Source organism: Methylorubrum sp. GM97 (genome assembly GCF_024347855.1).
GTDB lineage: Bacteria > Pseudomonadota > Alphaproteobacteria > Rhizobiales > Beijerinckiaceae > Methylobacterium > Methylobacterium extorquens.
This window is the reverse complement of sequence record NZ_AP025942.1, coordinates 293,921-311,363: the sequence shown is the minus strand read 5'-3', so window position 1 is coordinate 311,363 and position 17,443 is coordinate 293,921. Positions and strand designations below refer to the sequence as shown.

Here is a 17,443-nt window from a genome sequence, read left to right as displayed (position 1 = left end):
ACCTGAACCCGACACCGATGAAGGATGCGAGGCCATGCGCGCCCCGTCTCTCGCCCTCCTTACCCTGCTCACCACCCTGACTCCGGCACTGACGCCCGCTTGGGCCCAGAGCCCCGGCAATCGCGGCGCCACGAGCCGGCAGAACCAGTCGTTCGAGTACCAGAACCAGAACCGCAACTTCGAACAGCGCCAGACTTTGGAGAACAGCGCCATCCGCAACCAGATCCAGCGTGCGCCGCTCAACGTTCCGCCGCCGGCCGGGCCATCCTTCGGCATCCGCCGCTGACACTCGGCGAAAGCTTGAGCTTGAGGTGCGGGCCGACCGCGGCCTGTGCTATGGCCGCAGGAACGCGGGTTTCGCGCCGTTCAAAAGGCATCGGCCCTTCGAACGCGTGTGACACGCGAACGAAGTCCTGCGGTCCGCAGGCCAGGCGGAAGCGATAACGGTGCGTGATTCCCTGACCGCGCTCGCGGGCGCCGTCGTGCTGGTTCTCGTGGCGGCCCTTGCGGTGCCGCCGTTCATCGACTGGTCGGCTCATCGCGCGCTGATCGACCGCACGTTGAGCGACTCCCTCGGAGCCGGTGCCCGCAGCGAGGGCGCCATCGACCTGCGCCTGCTGCCCTCGCCGCACCTTCGCCTCGCGCGCCTCCGGCTCGGCGCCGAGGACGGGCCGGCCCTCGACGCGCAGGCGGTCGATGCGGAGATCGCGCTGGCCCCCCTGCTCAAGGGCGAGGTCCGCTTCGTCCAGACTTCGGTCGAGCGCGCCGGGCTTACCCTGCCGGTCTCCGATGAGGCGCTGCTGCTGCCGCGCGAACCGCAGACGCTGCGCCGCGACATCGTCATCGACGACCTGCGCATCCGGCGCCTCACGGTCGCCATTCTGCGGACGGGCGAGGCGCCGCAGGAGCAGTTCGCGGCCGAGAACCTTCGCCTCAGGGCACCCGCGCTCGCCGGGCCCTGGCTTGCGGAGGGGACGGCTAAGGGAAGCCCGTTCCACCTCGCCACTAGCGTGGCCGGCAGCGACGGCAGCCTCTCGCTGAAGCTGACCGGCGGCGGCGACACCATGCCCCGCCTGGAACTCGATGCCCGCATCACCCTCAAGCCCGAGGACGCATCGGATGCGGATCGGGTGCGCCGCGGCCTCGTGCCAGAGGCGGAGGGCACCGCGCGGCTCACCGTCGGGCCGCCGGTGCAGCCGGCGGGCGCCGTCCTGCCGCTCACTTTGGCGGCGAAGTTCGCGTCGCGCGGTCCCCTGGTGCAGGCCAAGACCGTCGAGCTCGAACTCGACCCCGGCGGCAAGGCCGCCCGCTTGTCGGGCAATGGCCGCCTCGACCTGCGCGAGGCCCGGCTCGGCCTGACGCTGCGGACCCGCCGCCTCGACCTCGACGGGCTGCTGCTCTCCGGCGGTGCCCGCGGGCTGCTGGCGCAGGGGCTGACATCGGGCGCCCTGACGCCGCCGCTGCTGCTCGATCTCGATCTCTCCGCCGAGAGCGTCGCGCTCGGCCTCGACGACTGGGCCGATGTCGGGTTTCGCGGAACCTTCGATCGCACCGGCGGTCTCGTGCTGCGCCGCTTCGAGGGCAGGGCGCCGGGGGCCGCGACCGTCGCGGCGACCGGCGAGGCCGAGCTGTCGGGCTCGCCGCGCTTCACCGGGCATATTGACGTCGCCACGCGCAATTCGGAGGCACTGGGGCGCTATCTCGGCCGGATCGGCGCCGAGGAGAGCGTCACGGCCATTCTCGACGGGCGCGCTTTCGAGATCGGCACGGACCTCTCGGCGGCCGGCACCGACTTCTCCCTGCGCAATCTGCGCCTCGCCCTGGGCGAAGCCCGCGTCACCGGCAATGCCCGCTACCAGCGAGCCGACGCGAACGGGCGCGGGCGGCTCGACGCGCAGCTCTCGGCGACCGGCATCGACATCGCCGAGTTGCCCCCGCTCGGTGAGCTGATGTCGGGCCTTCACCGGCACGATCTCGGCCTGACGCTGAAGGCGCGCGACGTGCGCTACGGACCCGCCGGCGCCCATTCCGGCAACGGCACCATCGCGGTGAGCCTGCAATCGGATGGCGCCAGCCTCGTCGTCGATACGCTCGACATCGCCAACCTCGCGGGCGCGAGCGCCCAGCTCGCCGGACGGATCGCGCCTGATGGGTCGGGCCGGATCGAGGGCCGGGTGACGGCCGGCAAGACGGCGCCGCTGCTGGCCCTGCTCGAACGCGGCTTCCTGCCCGAGGCCCGTTTCGTGCCGCAGAGTGTCCGCCAGAGCGGGCTGGCGCTCGATCTGACCCTGGAACGTGAATCGGGCGAGGCGGACGCCTTGCGCGCATCCGCGAAAGGAAAAGCGGGCGAAGGCGATCTCGACCTCGCCCTCCTGACCCGCTCCGGCCGGATCGACCGCCTCGACGCCACGCTGACGACCCAGAAGACCGGCCGCTGGTTCGGCCGCGACGACATCGCCGCCCTGCGTCAGCCGGGTCGCCTGCGGCTGACCGGCGCCCGACCCGCCGCCGAGGCCGGCCAGCAGAGCACGCCGCCGCTCGCGCTTGGCATCGAGGGCGATCTGGCCGGCCTCGCGGTCTCGACGCCGCACCCGATCCTGCTCGACGCCCTCGACCGCCCTCCGGCCGGTGGCACGCTGCGGCTGGCGGCCCCCGACCTTGCTCCTTTCCTGATCCTCGCCGGCGGTGCCGCCCCGGCGGCCGGGCCGTTGCCCGCGTCGCTCACCCTGGCCCTGTCGCGCCGGAATGCCGCGCTGCACGCCGATGTCACGGGGCAGGTGGCGGGGACCGACCTCACCGCCGCCCTCGACCGCGCCCCGGACGGCGCGCTCGCCGGTACCGCGACGCTCGCCCGCCTGTCCCTGCCGGCACTGTTTGCGGCGACGGTGTTGCCCACCGACACCAGCGGGCGCTTCGCCCCGCTGCCGGCGCAGCCGCAGGTCAGCCTCGGCCTCACGATCGGCCAGCTCGATCTCGGCCGGGGACTCGTTGCCGACAATGCGAGTCTGACGCTGGCGCGTGAGGGCGACGCGCTGAGCCTGCGCGACCTCTCGGCCGGTCTCGCCGGAGGGCGGCTCGGTGGCAGCATCACCCTGGCCCGGCCGGCGAGTGCTGCTGCAGTGTCAGGCGAGGGCAGCGTCGAGGGCGCCGATCTCACCGGCTTGATCGGGGCGGGGCCGGTCACGGGTCGGCTCTCGGCCGCCCTGCGGTTCGGCGCCACGGGCGTGAGCCTCTCCGCCCTCGCGAACGACCTCTCGGGCAATGGTGAGATCCGGCTCACCGACCTCGTGCTCCCCGGCGCCGATGCGGGTGCCCTGGACCGGGCGCTCGGCAAGGCGCTGGCCGAAGACGACCCCTTGCGCGAGGGTCGGCTCCAGGCGCTCGTGTCGGAAGAGCTATCCGCTGGTCCGCTCCGGGCCAAGGGACCGGTTTCGGCCGCCTTCACCCTCTCCGCCGGCACCCTGCGCACGGGCCCGTTCGGCATCGATCTCGGCCCGGCGCGCTGGAACGGCACGCTTCAGGTCAATCTGCGCAACCGCGTGCTCGACGCCCGCGGCGCCCTGACGGCGGCGGCCGGGCCGAAGGGTTGGACCGGGGCGGCGCCGTCGATCCAACTCGGGTTCGGCGGTCCGCTGATCGCGCCCGAGCGGCGGCTCGACGCGGCGCCTCTGACCACTGGCCTTGCCGCCCTCGTGCTCCAGCGCGAACTCGAGAAGATCGAGCTGTTCGACGCCGACCAAAGCGAGCGCCAGCGCCGCCGCGCGCGTATCGAGATGGACCGCGCCCGCCTTGCCGCCGAGGAGGCGGCCAGGCAGGCCCGGATCAAGGCGCAGCAGGCCGCCGAGGAGGCGGCGCGCCAAGCCCGCCAGCGCGAGGCGGAGGAGGCCACCCGCCGCGCCCGGATCGAAGCCGAGCCAGCGCCCGCCCCGGCGACGCAGCCGCTCGACATCAGCCCGCCGAGCGCGCGGCCGTAACAGCGGGCGCGGGGCGATCACGGATCACCGATTTCGTGAGTGACGGAATCGGCCTGTCGGACGACAGAGAGAGTGCTACTCTTTCACATGACCGATGGCCCGATGTCTGCTCCGCGCTTTCAGGCCGCCTACGCCCCGGATGATGCCGCTTTGGCGGAGGCATTGCTGCGTGAGGCGCCCCTGCCGGCGGCCACGGAGGCGGCGGTCGATCGGCTCGCATCCGACCTGATCGGCGCGATCCGCGCGGATGCCGGCCACGGCGCCGTCGAGGCGCTGCTGCGGGAATATGCGCTGACGACCCGCGAGGGTCTCGCCCTCATGAGCCTCGCCGAGGCACTGCTGCGGGTGCCCGATGCGGCCACCGCCGACCGGCTGATCGCCGACAAGCTGCGCGAGGGCGATTTCGTCCATCACGCGGTGCGTTCGGAGAGCGGCCTTGCCCATGCCGCGTCCTGGGCGCTCGGCCTCGGCGCCCGGCTCGTCGGCCCGCAGGACACGCCCGAGGCGACGCTGGGCAGCATGGTCCGCCGCCTCGGCCGCCCGGCGGTACGCGCGGCGGCCCACCGGGCGATGCGGGTGATGGGCGGGCAATTCGTGTTGGCCGAGGAGATCGGCGCGGCCCTCAAGCGGGCCGGCTCGGGCACTGCCCGCCGTTCCCGCTTCTCCTTCGACATGCTCGGCGAGGGCGCCCGCACGGCGGACGACGCCGAGAGCTACCGACAAGCCTATGCCCGCGCCATCGCCCGGATCGGGCGGGAAGCCGGCAACGCGCCGCTTCCGGCCCGGCCGGGGATCTCGGTCAAGCTGTCGGCGCTGCATCCGCGCTACACCCCGACGCAAGGGGCGCGGGTGATGGCCGAGCTGGTGCCGGTGGTGCGCGACCTCGCCCGCGACGCCCGCGCGCACGACCTCAACTTCACCCTCGACGCCGAGGAGGCGGAGCGGCTCGAACTCTCCCTCGACGTGTTCGAGGCCGTGCTGGCCGATCCGAGTTTGGCCGGCTGGGACGGATTCGGCCTCGCGATCCAGGCCTATTCGAAGCGCTGCCTTCCCGTGATCGATTACGTCGCAGAACTCGCCGAGCGGCACGACCGGCGGCTGATGGTGCGCCTCGTCAAGGGCGCCTACTGGGACACGGAGGTGAAGCTCGCCCAAACGCAAGGGGCGGCCGACTACCCCGTCTTCACCCGCAAGGCGATGACGGACCTGAACTATCTGGCTGCCGCCCGGCGGCTGCTGGCGCTGCGCCCGCGCCTCTACCCGCAATTCGCCACCCACAACGCGCAGACCGTGGCGAGCGTGCTCGGTCTGGCTGGGCTGCTCGATCGTCCCGCGGACGAGGAGGCCGGCTTCGAGTTCCAGCGCCTGCACGGCATGGGCGAGGCGCTCTACCAGCGGCTTGCCGAACGGGCGCCGGGCGTCGGCCAGCGGGTCTACGCGCCCGTCGGCGGCCACCGCGAGCTGCTCGCCTATCTCGTCCGCCGGCTGCTGGAGAACGGGGCGAACTCCTCGTTCGTCTCCCGCGCCGCCGATCCCTCGGTGCCGGCGGCCGAACTGCTCGCCCGGCCTCAGGCCCTGGTGGAGGCGCCTTCGCAGGCCCGGCACCCCAAGATCCCGCTGCCCCGTGACCTGTTCGGGCCTGAGCGCCGCAATTCTCCGGGGCTCGCCTTCGGCGACGGCGCGGCGCTGCGACGGTGGACCGATGCCGTCGCGCGGGCCGCCGGCCCCGCCGACGCCGCGCCGATCTTGGACGGCGCCGTCCAAACAGGCCGCGCCCGCCCCGTGGTCAGCCCCATCGACGGCGCGGCCCTCGGCAGTGTCATCGAGGCGGACCCCGCCACCGCCGCGCTCGCCATGGAAGCGGCCGTGCGCGGCTTCCCCTCCTGGGCCGCGACGCCCGCCCGCGAGCGTGCCGCCTGCCTGGAACGGGCGGCCGACGCCTTCGTGCGGGAGCAGGGCCGGCTGCTGCACCTGCTGCAAGCCGAGGCCGGCAAGACCCTCGACGACGCTGTGGCCGAGTGGCGCGAGGCGATCGACTTCCTGCGCTACTACGCGGCGCAGGGCCGGGATCTGTTCGGCGAACCGCAGGACCTGCCCGGTCCGGCGGGTGAGGCCAACAGCCTGCGCCTCGTCGGCCGGGGTGTGTTCGTCGCCGTCTCGCCCTGGAATTTCCCGCTCGCGATCTTCACGGGGCAGGTCGCCGCGGCACTGATGGCCGGCAACGCCGTCGTCGCCAAGCCCGCGCCGCAGACGCCGCTGGTGGCGGATTTCGCCGTGCGCCTGCTCCATGCGGCCGGCATTCCCGGCAGCGCCCTTCACCTCGTCCCCGGCGGCCCGGAGACCGGCGCCGCGCTGATCGAGCATCCGGCCCTGTCCGGCGTCGTCTTCACCGGCTCCACCGCGACGGCGCAGCGGATCAACCGGGCGCTCGCCGCCCGCGACGGCGCGATCCTGCCGCTGATCGCCGAGACCGGCGGCATCAACGCGATGATCGTCGATGCCACGGCGCTCCCCGAACAGGTGGCCGACGACGTGGTGGTCTCGGCTTTCCGCTCCGCCGGCCAGCGCTGCTCGGCCCTGCGCCTGCTCCTCGTGCAGGAGGATGTCGCCGACCGGATGATCGCGGCCGTGGCCGGCGCGGCGCGGGAGCTGGCGGTCGGCGACCCCCGCGATCTGGCCACCGATCTCGGTCCGGTGATCGACGCGGGCGCCAAGCAACGGCTCGACGCACATATCGCGGCCATGACCACTTCGGCGCGGCTGCACTATGCCGGTGCGGCGCCGGGCGGCCTCACCGTGGCGCCTCATATCTTTGAAATCGGCGGCGTCGCCGACCTGCGGGAGGAGGTGTTCGGGCCTATCCTCCATGTCGCCCGATACCCGGCGGACGGCCTCGGCTCGGTCATCGCGGCGATCCGGGCCGGTGGCTACGGGCTCACCCTCGGCATCCATTCGCGGATCGAGGAGACCGCCGAGCGCATCGCCGAGGCCCTGCCGCACGGCAACGTCTACGTGAACCGCAACATGATCGGTGCCGTCGTCGGCAGCCAGCCCTTCGGCGGCTCCGGCCTGTCGGGCACCGGCCCGAAGGCCGGCGGTCCCCATTATCTCGCCCGCTTCGCCACGGAGCGGACGCTCACCGTCAACACCGCCGCGGCGGGCGGCAGCGTCGGCCTCATCACCCTGGAGGGTTGAGGCGGTTCAGTCCTCCACGACCCGGGCCACCGGCCGGTCGCTGCCCTGCGCGGTCTCGTCGTGCCACTGGCCGCGCCCGTCCTGATAGCGGATGCCTTCGGTCGAGCCCGGAACCTGCTGCTCGGCGGCGGCAGCCTGCGCGGCCTGCAACGCCTCCGCCCGGCTCGGGAAGGTCTCCGAGAACACGTCTCCGACCTTGTAGGCGAAGCCGCCGTCGTGCTCGACGATATGGTAGGTCACCTCGGTCATCGCAAAATCCCGTTCGTTTCCAACGTGCTTGGTTTCACGTGCTGGAGCCCGAACCGGTCGGGATGCCGGAGGTTCCGTTCGACGGCCTCAATGCCGTGTCGGCGCACGGCGCGGGAGGCGGGCCACCGCGGCCTCGCAGCCGGCGATCAGGGAGCCGCGCACGTCGTCCCGGTCGAAGCCGACGCCCTCGGGAAAGGCGACGACGTGGGCCTCGGTCCAGCCTTCGGGCCGGATATGCGCGATCCATCCCTCCGGCGTCCGCTCGAAGCGAACCTCGTATTCGGTGCCGTCCTGCTCGAAGCTGTGCGGTTCCATGGCGCGATCTTTCCGGCCGCAATGATGACGCGACCGGCTGGCATGTGGGGAGGCGCCCCATGCCGGCGCGAGTCCCCGCCGACCGGAAAATCTCACCGCCGATGCGCCCGAGCACTGTCTTCGCCGCCGCGAGCCTCTGCCTCGCTGCCCTGCCATGCCGGGCCCAAGGCGTGCCGTCGAACCCCTTCGCCTCGAACTACCCTTCGGCGCCGCCGCGTATGGTCGAGCGGGAGGGGCGCCTTCAGGCCCCGCGCGCCCGGCGTCCCCTGCCGCCCGGCCGGATCGAGCGCGGGTTGCTGCCGCCGGCCGACGTTCCGGGCCGGTAAGCGAACGCCGCCTTGCTCAGGCCTGCCCCAGTTCCGCGACGATCGCGCTGACGATGCGCGGATCGCTCGGATCGACCTGGGTCGCGAAGGCCGCGCGCAGGGTGCCGTTACGGCCGACGAGATATTTGTGGAAGTTCCATTGCGGGCTCTGCCCCGGCTTCTGCTCGGCCGCCCAGCGGTAGAACGGGTGGGCGGCCGGCCCCCGCACATGGGTCTTGTCCGTGACCGGGAAGGTGACGCCGTGGTTCTTTCGCGCGGCATCGGCGATGGCGGCGCCGTCGAGCGGCTCTTGATTGCCGAAATCGGGCGAGGGCACCGCGATCACCGTCAGGCCCCGCCCGCCGAAGCGGGTCCATAGACCTTGAAGGCCGACGAATTGCGGAGCGTAGCCGCAGGCCGTGGCGGTGTTGACCACGAGGATGGGCTTGCCGGCATAGGCCGAGAGCGGAAGGCCGCCGCCCTCCGGCTTGTCGAAGGCGAAGGCACCCGCCGGCCCGGCTTCCGCCGCATGGGCGCGGCTCGCGGCGAGAACGGCGAGCATCGCAAGGCAGTCGCGGCGGCGAATCGTCATGGCGTTGTGTCCTCCAGCCCGGAGGCTGCCATACCCGGCCGGCCGTCGGGTACGGGCCGGATCGTCGCGGGCGCGGTGATCGAAAGTGGAATCAGCCGGAGCGGGCCGCCATCGCCTCACGGACCGAGGAGGCGACGGCTTCCTCCTCACCCAGGGAGGATATCAGCAGCGCGTCCGCCGGTACGAGGTCGGCACAGTCGTTGACCGCCGAATCGCAGGCGACGACGATGCCGAGATTCGGTCTCAAAGCACGCGCTTCCGCGGCGAGTTCGCTGAGGCCAAGGGAGCCGTGCAGTTCGGCATCGGTCACGAGAACATCGACGGGCAGGCCGAGCACCAGCACGGTGAGGGCGTCGACGGCCGAATCGACGGAGATGGCGCTATAGCCGGCGCGGCGGATCTGCCCGTTGATCTCATCGCGCCACTGTTTGCGGCGCCCGGCGACCAGCACCTGGACCCCGTAGCAACTGCGCGGCGCCGCGACGGCGCCAACCTGTAAGTCCGAGCGAACGGGATCGAGGTCGATGGTCACTTCCTCACGATCTTGGGTGCGCTGCATCATTCTAGGTTAAGCAGGTTACACAAGGCATTCAAGCGGCAACGCCCGACGGTAGCGATGGTGCATTTTTCGAGACACACTTTCTGTCGAAGATTTCGCAACGGGACTCGGGAGGCCTTTGTCTTCTACGTCGCAGAGTTGCATCGCCGAAGGGCGGGCTAGCCCGACCAATCCGGTCTGGGGCCTCACAGGAGCGGCAGCGCAGGGGAGGCGCCTTCTCGCGGCCACGGGCCCCACCCTGCGTGTTGACGTGAGGCACGGCGGGCGCAAGACAGCGACCCGCGACCCATGACTTTCATGCCCGTGTCGCCTGCGCATGCGAGGCCGCCCCTCCCGACGCGGCCGAATGGGCGAGAGCGGGCACGAGACGGAGCCGACGACCGATGTCATCCACCGAGATCTCCCCCCTGGCACCCGCCACCGCGCCGTCGCTGCCGGAGATCGCGGGCGTGCGCATCGCCACGGCCCAGGCTGGCATCCGCTACAAGAACCGCACGGACGTGCTCTACGTCGGTTTGGCCGAGGGCACGCAAGTGGCGGGCGTCTTCACCCGCTCGCGCTGCCCCTCGGCACCGGTGGATTGGTGCCGCGACGCCCTGAAGGCGGGCAAGGGCGCGCGTGCGCTCGTGGTGAATTCGGGCAATGCCAACGCCTTCACCGGGCTCAAAGGTCGTGAGGCCGTGGCGCTGACCGCCGACATCGCCGCCCGGGTTGCCGCTTGCGCCCCGGAGGCGGTGATGATCGCCTCCACCGGCGTGATCGGCGAGCCGCTCGACGCGCGCAAGTTCGACGGCGTGCTGGCCGAGTGCGCCGGGCGCGCCGAGGGCGGTGCCGAGGCCTGGGCGCAGGCGGCGCAGGCGATCATGACGACCGATACCTTCCCGAAGCTCGCCACCCGCCGGGTCGAGATCGATGGGGTGCCGGTGACGATCAACGGCATCGCCAAGGGCGCGGGCATGATCGCCCCCGACATGGCAACGATGCTATCCTTCGCCTTCACCGACGCGGCGCTGCCGCAGGACGTGCTCCAAGAACTGCTGAGCGCGGGCACGAAGACCTCGTTCAACTGCGTGACGGTGGACGGCGACACCTCCACCTCCGACACGCTGCTGCTCTTCGCCACGGGTGCCGCCGGCAACGCGGCGGTGACGCGGGCGGACGATCCGCGGCTCGCCGGCTTCCGGGCCGCTCTGGACGACCTGCTGATCGAACTCGCGCAGCTCGTGGCGCGAGACGGGGAGGGCGCCAACAAGCTCGTAACCGTCGAGGTCGAGGGCGCCGAGAGCGATCCGTCTGCCCACCGCATCGCCATGTCGATCGCCAACTCGCCGCTGGTGAAGACCGCGGTGGCCGGCGAGGATGCCAATTGGGGCCGCGTGGTGATGGCTGTCGGCAAGGCCGGCGAGCCCGCCGACCGCGACCGCCTCGCGATTTGGTTCGGCGACGTGCGCGTCGCGGTGCAGGGCGCCCGCGACCCCGATTACAGCGAGGAGGCGGCCAGCGCTGTGATGCGGCGGCCCGAGATCACCGTGCGGGTCGATCTCGGCCTCGGCCAGGGCCGGGCGCGCGTCTGGACCTGCGACCTCACCAAGGCCTACGTCGCCATTAACGGGGACTATCGCTCGTGAGGTTCTTTTCCGCGCTGGCCGTTCCCGTCCTGCTTTTCACCGTGGCGGCGCTCGCCATGGCTGATGACGAAACCGGCCGCATCCGGGTGATCGGCCGGGCCTCCCAGGAGGTCGCGCCGGACTTCGCCTCCGTCGAGATCGGCGTCGAGACCGGCGGCGCCACGCCGGCCGCCGCCCTCGATGCCGCGAGCCAGGCGGCGAAGGGCATCGTTGCGAGCGCAAGGGAGATGGGCGTGGCGGAGGCCGATATCGGCACCTCCTCGATCACCCTTCAGCCGCGGACCAAGACCGTCCGCCAGCCCGACGGAACGATGGGCGAGCGGGACGACGGCTACACGGCGGGCAACCGCGTGCGGGTGCGACTGGCCGAGATGGGCAAGCTCGGCGAATTGATGCGGCGCACCCTCGAATCCGGTGCCAACCGGATCCAGGGGATCAGCTTCGGCCTGCGTGACCCGGCCGCGGCAGAGACCGCCGTGCAGGTCGCCGCGGTCAAGGATGCGCGCGCCCAGGCCGAGCGCATCGCCGAGGCGACTGGTGTGAAACTCGGCACCGTCGTCTCGATCGAATCGCCGCCGCGAGCCGAATCGCCCCGCCCCATGCCCTACGCCATGGCGATGAAGGCGGCGGCCCCCCGCGGCCGCACCGCCGTGCCGGTCGTGGCTGGCTCGATCGAGACCTCGGCCGAGGTCGATGCCGTGTTCGCGATCAGCCGATGAGCACACCGCTCAAGCTCCTGCTCGTCGTCGCGGCGGCCCTGGTCGATGCCGACGGCCGGGTGCTGATGGCCCAGCGCCCCGAGGGTAAGGCGCTGGCTGGCCTCTGGGAGTTTCCCGGCGGCAAGGTCGAGCCCGGCGAGCGGCCGGAGGAGACGCTGATCCGCGAGCTCGCCGAGGAACTCGGCATCACGGTGAAAGAGCCCTGCCTCGCGCCGCTCACCTTCGCGAGTCACGCCTACCCGGATTTCCACCTTCTGATGCCGCTCTACATCTGTCGGCGCTGGGAGGGGCTTCCGCAGTCGCGCGAGGCGCAAGCGCTCCGCTGGGTGCGGCCCGGCGGCTTGCGCGATCTGCCGATGCCGCCGGCCGATCTGCCGCTGATCCCCTTCCTGATCGATCTGCTCGGACCCTGACCGGGCCCGAGGCCTGAGAGGGGCGGGAGCGATGGCGCGACGGGCAAAAGCGGCGGTCGAGAAGGCGGCGGAGGCGCCGATACCGGCCGCTGCGACGCCGCGAAAGTCCCGAAGCACCACGCCGACGGCGGAAAACCTCGCAGCGCTCAGCCAGGAGCGGCTCATCGCCCTGATCCTCCAGGAGGTCGGCCAGAGCGCGCCCTTTAAGAAGCGGGTGAGTGCCGCGATCGCAGCACTCCAAGGGCCGGACCGGGTGGCGGCCCTGATCGACCGCCGCCTCTCGGCCCTGGAAAAGGCCCGCGGCTACATCGACTGGCAGAAGCGCCGCGCCTTCGTCGCCGACCTCGATGCTACGCTCGCGACCATCATCTCCGACCTGAAGCCGCTCGATGCCGGCATGGCCCTCGACCGGCTGCTCCGTTTCCTTCGCGGCGCGAGCGCCACGTTGGAGCGGGTCGATGATTCCAGCGGGCAGGTGCACGGCCTCTACGAGGCGGCCGCGGAAGCCGCCGCGGGCCTCGCGGCGGGGCTTTCGGCGGATGCCGCGCTAAGCTTCGCGACCCGCGCCCTCGACGGTCTCGACGACGACGGCTTCGGCCTCGTCGGCGCGCTACTGGTCGATCTCCTGCCGAAGCTGCCGAAGGTGGCGCTCGAACCGCTCGACGCACATCTGGTCGAAGCCCTCGCCAAGCTTCCGGCCTCGGCCGGGAAGAAGACCGGCCCGGCCGCATCCGAGAGGGCCGGGCAGGAATGGGAGCAGCGCTATCAGCGCCTGAGTCTCACCCGCCTGCGTCAGGTCATCGCCGACGCCCGCGGCGATGCCGACGCGTTCATCGCCCTCGAACTGGAAATGTCACCCGAGCGGCCCGACCTCGCGGCGGTGGCCGAGCGGCTGCTCGCGGCGGGCCGCGCCGAGGAAGCGCTCGATTGGATCCGCCGCAAGCAGAAGCGCGGCATGGCCGTGGTGACGCGCGAGGATCTGATTGTCGGCGGATTCGATCCCGAAGGTCCGGAACGTGAGCGCGAGGCGGTCGAGATCCGCATCCTCGATGCGCTCGGCCATAAGGACGAGGCGCAGGCGCTCCGCTGGTCGCGGTTCGAGAAGAGCCTCGATCCGCAGGCCCTGCGCGATTACCTCGCCCGCCTGCCGGATTTCGAGGACGAGGAGGCGCTGGAGCGCGCCTTTGCCCACGCCGCGAGCCGGAAGGACCCGCATGGCGGCCTCTATTTCCTGATCCGCTGGCCGAATCTGGACCGCGCCGCCCGCCTCGTGCTCGACCGGCGCGAGGCGTGGTCGGGCCGCATCTGGGAGCTTCTCGCCCCGGCGGCCGAGGCGCTGGAGCCGGACCATCCGCTTGCGGCAAGCGTGCTCTACCGCGCGCTCATCGACGACATCCTCGAACGCGGCCGCTCGCCCGCCTACGGCCACGGCGCCCGCCACCTGACGCGGCTCGGCGAACTCGCACGGGAGCTGGCGCCGGGCGACCTGACGCCGAGCCACGCCGAATACGTGGCGCAGCTTCGCAAGGCGCACGGGCGCAAGTCCGGGTTCTGGTCGCAGGTGGAAGGGTAAGGCGAGACTCACGCCTCGATGGCATCGACCCGGTCGGGATAGAAGGCGACGTGGCCGCGGATGCGTGCCACCGCCGGAAACGGGTTCTCGTAGGACCACGCCGCCGCTTCCCGCGTCGCGCTGCCGGCGGTCAGGTCGAAATAGAAAGCCTCGCCCTTGTAGGGGCAGAAGGTCCGCTTCGGGTTGGGGCCAAGCGCGTCCGCGGCGACATCCTCGCGCGGGAGGTAGAGAACGGGGTCGTAGCCCGCCTCGCAGAGTTTCAACGCCCGCCGCGTCTCGGCGACGATGCGCCCGCCGAGCCGCACCCGCACGGGGGTCGGATGGGGCGTGATGGTGATCGGGTGGGAGGGGCCGGGCTCCCTCATGCCGGCTCCTCCCGGATCGGAAACCTGTGCTCGGCGGCGCCGAGCGCATCTGCGAGCCGCGCCTTGGCGCTGCCGGGCCGAAGCGGCTTCTGCTGGCTCTCATGCGGTGCCCAGCCGGACAGCCACAGGATCTCGAAGGTCGCCCGCAGCCGCCCGTCCGGATCGGAGAAGCGCTCGGCATAGATCGCGGCGGCCCGCATCAGCGTCGCCCGGCGCAGCGGCGCACGGCGCCGGTCGTGCAGGGCATTGGTCAGCCCCATGGCCCGCAGATCGCGCATCAGCGAGAAGGGGTCGCCGTAGCGCACGGTGATGGTATCGGCGTCCACGACCGGCAGGGCGAAGCCCGCCCTCTGAAGCAGGCCGCCGAGGTCGCGCAGTTCGGCGAAAGGCGCCACGCGTGGGCTCGCGCCGCCTTCGGTTTCGCTCTCGGCCTGGAGAAAGGCCTGGCGCAGCTCCGTCAGCGTCGCCCCTCCGAGGAGGCCGGCGAGGAACAGGCCGTCGGGCTTGAGCGCACGGCGCACCTGCAGCAGGGCGCCCGGCAGGTCGTTGACGTGCTGAAGCGCCAGGGCCGACACCGCGAGGTCGAACCCGGCATGTCCACCGAACGGCAGCACTTCAGGGTCACCGACCATCGACCCGCCCGGCTCGGAGACCGGAGCGAGGCGGATCATCCGCTCGACGCGTCCGGTCTGCAGCAGGCGCTCGGATACGAGGGGAAGCGGTGTGCCGAGATCGAGCCCGAGGGGAAAGGAGCGGGTAACCGCCGCCAGACGATCCTCCAGATCCTCGGCGACCCGCTCGAGCAGGAAACCGGCATAACCCGATCTCCGCGCACGCGCGATGCGTCGTCGAACAAGGGCGGGATCAAACAGGGGGGCGGACTCGTTCATCGATCGGGGAGATGGGGCTCCGAGGGCACGACGGCCAGGGCGTAAGTTCAGCCCCGACCTTATGTCCGCAGGCTTCGGTCCGGCAGTGTACGGCGCGGTTTCACGATTTCGCGAATCATGCCTCTACACTATCGTCCGGTCGGGCTGGTCTTGGAACGGAAACCGGGTCTCTCCGTTTTGCTCGTCGATCGAGGAGATTGAAGATGACACGGATTTTGATCCGCGCCGCTCTGATCCTTGCCGCCGTGGCGCTGGCCAGCACCGCGGAGGCCAAGGGTTGCTTGAAGGGTGCCGCGGTGGGTGGCGTGGCCGGGCATATGGCCGGGCACGGCGTCATGGGGGCCGCGGCCGGATGTGCAATCGGCCGGCATCAGGCGAACAAGCGGGACAAGGCCGCGCAGCAGGGCGGTCCGGGAAATAGCGCGCGCTAACGGCGTGGTGTGACAACGATCAGCTCTTGATGGCAGCGCCCGGCCTTCCCGCTCTGAGTGGTGGGATCCGGCGTATCGCTTCGACCCTCATCGGCCTGATTTATCCGCCGACCTGCGTGTCCTGCGGAGCGGCGACGGGTCAGCCGCATGCTCTCTGCGCCACCTGCTGGAGCGGTTTGCGGCTGATCGAGCGGCCCTATTGCGAGCGGCTCGGCACGCCCTTTGCCCTGGATCTCGGCGTCGGCCGCCTGTTGTCGCCCGGCGCCATCGCCGAACCGCCTGCTTTCGGTCGGGCCCGGGCCGTCGCGGTCTACGACGGCACCGCGCGCGACCTCGTTCACCGTCTCAAATACAACGACCGCCTCGACCTCGCCCGGACCATGGCCCGCATGATGGCTTCGGCCGGGCGTGAGCTGCTGGACGAGGCCGAGTTGATCCTGCCCGTGCCTCTGCACGGCCTGCGCCTCTGGCGGCGGCGCTTCAACCAGTCGGCCCTGCTGGCTCGAGAAATCGCGAGGGTTTCGGGAACACCGTGCGACCTGCGGGCGCTCGCCCGTGTGAAGGCGACACGGCCCCAGGTCGGCCTGACCCGCCACCAGCGCGCGATGAACCTTCAGGGCGCCTTTCGTGTACCGGAGGACGCGCGATCGCGGATCGCTGGCCGGCGCCTCCTGCTGATCGACGACGTCGCCACAACCGGTGCCACGGGCAACGCCGCCGCGCGGGTGCTGCTGCGCGGCGGTGCGGCGAGCGTCGATCTCCTCACCTTCGCCACCGTAACGCGGGACGGGCTGTAGGCCCGTCCCATTACCGCGAACGGAAACGGGGGCCGCAAGGGCCCCCGTCCAACCGATCCATCTCGGACGGAGCGATGCGTCTTACGCGTTGGCCGGTTCCATGCGGCCCCCGGCCTGAACCTGCGCCTCGGCCGGCTGGTCGAGCACCTTGCCGCGGGGCCCAACCCAGGCGCCGACCCACTTGCGCTGCCACAGGAACAGGCAGCCGAGCACGAGGCCGGTGAACAGGGCGTAGGCCACGAAGCCGGTGGCGAAGCCGCCGGTGTATTGCTTCGAGAAGCCCATGACGTTGGGCAGGATCGCGCCGCCGAGCGCCCCGACCTCGCCGATCATCGAGCCGGCCACCGCGGTGTTGGTCGGCCAGCGCAGGGGCACGAGCTGGAACAGCGCGCCGTTACCCGCGCCGAGTGCGGCGAAGCAGAGCATGAACAGTAGCGTCGTCACCGCGAGCGAGGGCGTGGCGGTCAGCGCCAGGAACGAGCCGATCGCGGCCAGCAGCACCAGGGAGAGGACGAGGATGCCGCCCATCCGGTCGGCGAAATAGCCGCCGAGGATGCGGATGCCCGAGCCCATCAGGGCGGCCAGCATCGTCAGGCGCCCGGCTTCGACCTTCGTGACCGCGAACTGCTCGTAGAAGAAGGTCGGCAGGAAGTTCGACAAGCCGATGAAGCCGCCGAAGGTGATGATGTAGATCAGCGAGAACGACCAGCCGTCCTTGGTGAACAGGCAGGAGACGTGCTCCTTGAAGGTCTGGCCGTGGCAGTCCGGCGGCTCCTTGGCGAGAAAGATCATCACGAGGATCGGGATGATCATCACGAGGCCGGCAAAGCCATAGACCGCCTGCCAGCCATAGGCCTGGGCCAGCGGCGGCGCGAACAGCACGGCGAGCACGGTGCCGGAATTGCCGGCGCCCGCGATGCCCATGGCGAGCCCCTTGTGCTCCGGCGGGAACCAGCCCGAGCCGAGCGAGAGCGCCACGCCGAACGAGGCACCGGCGATGCCGAGCAGCACGCCCATGGCGAGCACGTCGTTGTAGGAGGAGACGAAGAAGAAGCCGTAGGCCATCGCCAGAACGATGACGCCCATCTCCGTCAGCGCCGCGTTCTTGCGACCGATATACTGGGCTAGGATCCCGAGCGGAAAGCGCATGATCGCGCCGGCCAGGATCGGCAGCGAGATCATGAAGCCGGTCTGCGCCGGGGTGAGACCGTAGGTCTCGGTGATGAACGGGCCCATGGCGCCGTTGAGCACCCAGATCGCGAAGCAGAAATCGAAATAGAGGAAGGCGGCGAACAGGGTCGGGGGGTGGCCCGACTTCATCACGGTCTTGAAGGATGCCATCGGCGTGCTCGTTGGGCTCGAAGACGCGCCGCTGGCTTTTAGCCGGGCGCGGTCTCTCATGCGGAAGAGTGTGTCCGGACATGCGCCGTCCGAGCGC

The 17,443-nt window shown here is 71.3% G+C and carries 17 protein-coding genes; 10 read left to right on the top strand and 7 right to left on the bottom strand.

Annotated features, from left to right (window positions below; translation table 11 throughout):
* The first annotated feature begins 34 nt into the window (after nt 1–34).
* The 3 genes from MSPGM_RS01485 to putA all read left to right on the top strand — a co-directional run bounded on the left by MSPGM_RS01485 (nt 35) and on the right by putA (nt 7,169).
* On the top strand, nt 35–286 hold the full coding sequence (locus MSPGM_RS01485; protein ID WP_003603766.1) for a hypothetical protein: 252 nt from the start codon (nt 35–37) through the stop codon (nt 284–286).
* A gap of 160 nt (nt 287–446) precedes the next feature.
* Entirely contained in the window at nt 447–3,974 is a 3,528-nt protein-coding gene (locus tag MSPGM_RS01480; RefSeq protein ID WP_261926132.1) for an AsmA family protein, read from the top strand.
* A gap of 87 nt (nt 3,975–4,061) precedes the next feature.
* Complete coding sequence (gene putA, locus MSPGM_RS01475; protein ID WP_261926391.1) at nt 4,062–7,169, top strand: bifunctional proline dehydrogenase/L-glutamate gamma-semialdehyde dehydrogenase PutA; 3,108 nt, start codon at nt 4,062–4,064, stop codon at nt 7,167–7,169.
* Nucleotides 7,170–7,175: 6 nt separating this feature from the next.
* Here putA and MSPGM_RS01470 read toward each other — a convergent pair whose 3' ends face one another.
* Nucleotides 7,176–7,418, bottom strand: coding sequence for a DUF2188 domain-containing protein (locus tag MSPGM_RS01470; protein WP_003603627.1), 243 nt, complete (start codon nt 7,416–7,418; stop codon nt 7,176–7,178).
* Nucleotides 7,419–7,505: 87 nt separating this feature from the next.
* On the bottom strand, nt 7,506–7,733 hold the full coding sequence (locus MSPGM_RS01465; protein WP_003603625.1) for a hypothetical protein: 228 nt from the start codon (nt 7,731–7,733) through the stop codon (nt 7,506–7,508).
* A 101-nt stretch (nt 7,734–7,834) separates the two neighbouring features.
* Between MSPGM_RS01465 and MSPGM_RS01460 the strand changes: the two genes are divergently transcribed.
* On the top strand, nt 7,835–8,059 hold the full coding sequence (locus MSPGM_RS01460) for a hypothetical protein (protein WP_244426834.1): 225 nt from the start codon (nt 7,835–7,837) through the stop codon (nt 8,057–8,059).
* Between the two features lie 16 nt (nt 8,060–8,075).
* On the opposite strand, the gene MSPGM_RS01455 is transcribed toward MSPGM_RS01460, so the two are convergent.
* The gene (locus tag MSPGM_RS01455) at nt 8,076–8,630 is read right to left on the bottom strand and encodes a glutathione peroxidase (RefSeq protein ID WP_003603621.1); all 555 of its coding nucleotides are present in this window, start codon (nt 8,628–8,630) and stop codon (nt 8,076–8,078) included.
* Between the two features lie 91 nt (nt 8,631–8,721).
* Nucleotides 8,722–9,192: a sensor histidine kinase gene (locus MSPGM_RS01450; RefSeq protein ID WP_012752023.1), complete on the bottom strand. Its 471-nt coding sequence runs from the start codon at nt 9,190–9,192 to the stop codon at nt 8,722–8,724.
* Nucleotides 9,193–9,572: 380 nt separating this feature from the next.
* Here MSPGM_RS01450 and argJ point away from each other — a divergent pair, with 380 nt between their 5' ends.
* Genes argJ through MSPGM_RS01430 form a run of 4 tightly spaced genes read left to right on the top strand, consistent with a single transcriptional unit; the run spans nt 9,573 to nt 13,522 of the window.
* Complete coding sequence (argJ, locus tag MSPGM_RS01445) at nt 9,573–10,817, top strand: bifunctional glutamate N-acetyltransferase/amino-acid acetyltransferase ArgJ (RefSeq protein ID WP_003603618.1); 1,245 nt, start codon at nt 9,573–9,575, stop codon at nt 10,815–10,817.
* Nucleotides 10,814–11,536 carry an SIMPL domain-containing protein gene (locus MSPGM_RS01440; RefSeq protein WP_003603616.1) on the top strand — a complete coding sequence of 241 codons (723 nt, stop codon included), beginning with the start codon at nt 10,814–10,816 and terminating at the stop codon, nt 11,534–11,536. Before argJ ends, MSPGM_RS01440 begins: the two co-directional genes overlap by 4 nt.
* Nucleotides 11,533–11,949, top strand: a complete 417-nt coding sequence (locus MSPGM_RS01435) for a (deoxy)nucleoside triphosphate pyrophosphohydrolase (protein ID WP_003603614.1) — start codon at nt 11,533–11,535, stop codon at nt 11,947–11,949. The genes MSPGM_RS01440 and MSPGM_RS01435 overlap by 4 nt, the downstream gene beginning before the upstream one ends.
* Nucleotides 11,950–11,980: 31 nt before the next feature.
* Nucleotides 11,981–13,522, top strand: coding sequence for a DUF6880 family protein (locus MSPGM_RS01430; protein WP_003603613.1), 1,542 nt, complete (start codon nt 11,981–11,983; stop codon nt 13,520–13,522).
* An 8-nt stretch (nt 13,523–13,530) separates the two neighbouring features.
* Here MSPGM_RS01430 and MSPGM_RS01425 read toward each other — a convergent pair whose 3' ends face one another.
* A complete protein-coding gene (locus tag MSPGM_RS01425) occupies nt 13,531–13,887 on the bottom strand; it encodes a DUF427 domain-containing protein (protein WP_012752021.1) in 357 nt (118 codons plus the stop codon).
* On the bottom strand, nt 13,884–14,777 hold the full coding sequence (locus MSPGM_RS01420; protein WP_003603610.1) for a methyltransferase domain-containing protein: 894 nt from the start codon (nt 14,775–14,777) through the stop codon (nt 13,884–13,886). The genes MSPGM_RS01425 and MSPGM_RS01420 overlap by 4 nt, the downstream gene beginning before the upstream one ends.
* A 203-nt stretch (nt 14,778–14,980) precedes the next feature.
* Between MSPGM_RS01420 and MSPGM_RS01415 the strand changes: the two genes are divergently transcribed.
* Nucleotides 14,981–15,208: a hypothetical protein gene (locus tag MSPGM_RS01415; protein WP_003603609.1), complete on the top strand. Its 228-nt coding sequence runs from the start codon at nt 14,981–14,983 to the stop codon at nt 15,206–15,208.
* Nucleotides 15,209–15,237: 29 nt separating this feature from the next.
* Nucleotides 15,238–16,005: a ComF family protein gene (locus tag MSPGM_RS01410; protein WP_003603608.1), complete on the top strand. Its 768-nt coding sequence runs from the start codon at nt 15,238–15,240 to the stop codon at nt 16,003–16,005.
* An 81-nt stretch (nt 16,006–16,086) separates the two neighbouring features.
* Here the strand turns inward: MSPGM_RS01410 and MSPGM_RS01405 are convergent, their stop codons facing one another.
* Nucleotides 16,087–17,346, bottom strand: coding sequence for an MFS transporter (locus MSPGM_RS01405; RefSeq protein ID WP_003603607.1), 1,260 nt, complete (start codon nt 17,344–17,346; stop codon nt 16,087–16,089).
* Between the last annotated feature and the right edge of the window lie 97 nt (nt 17,347–17,443).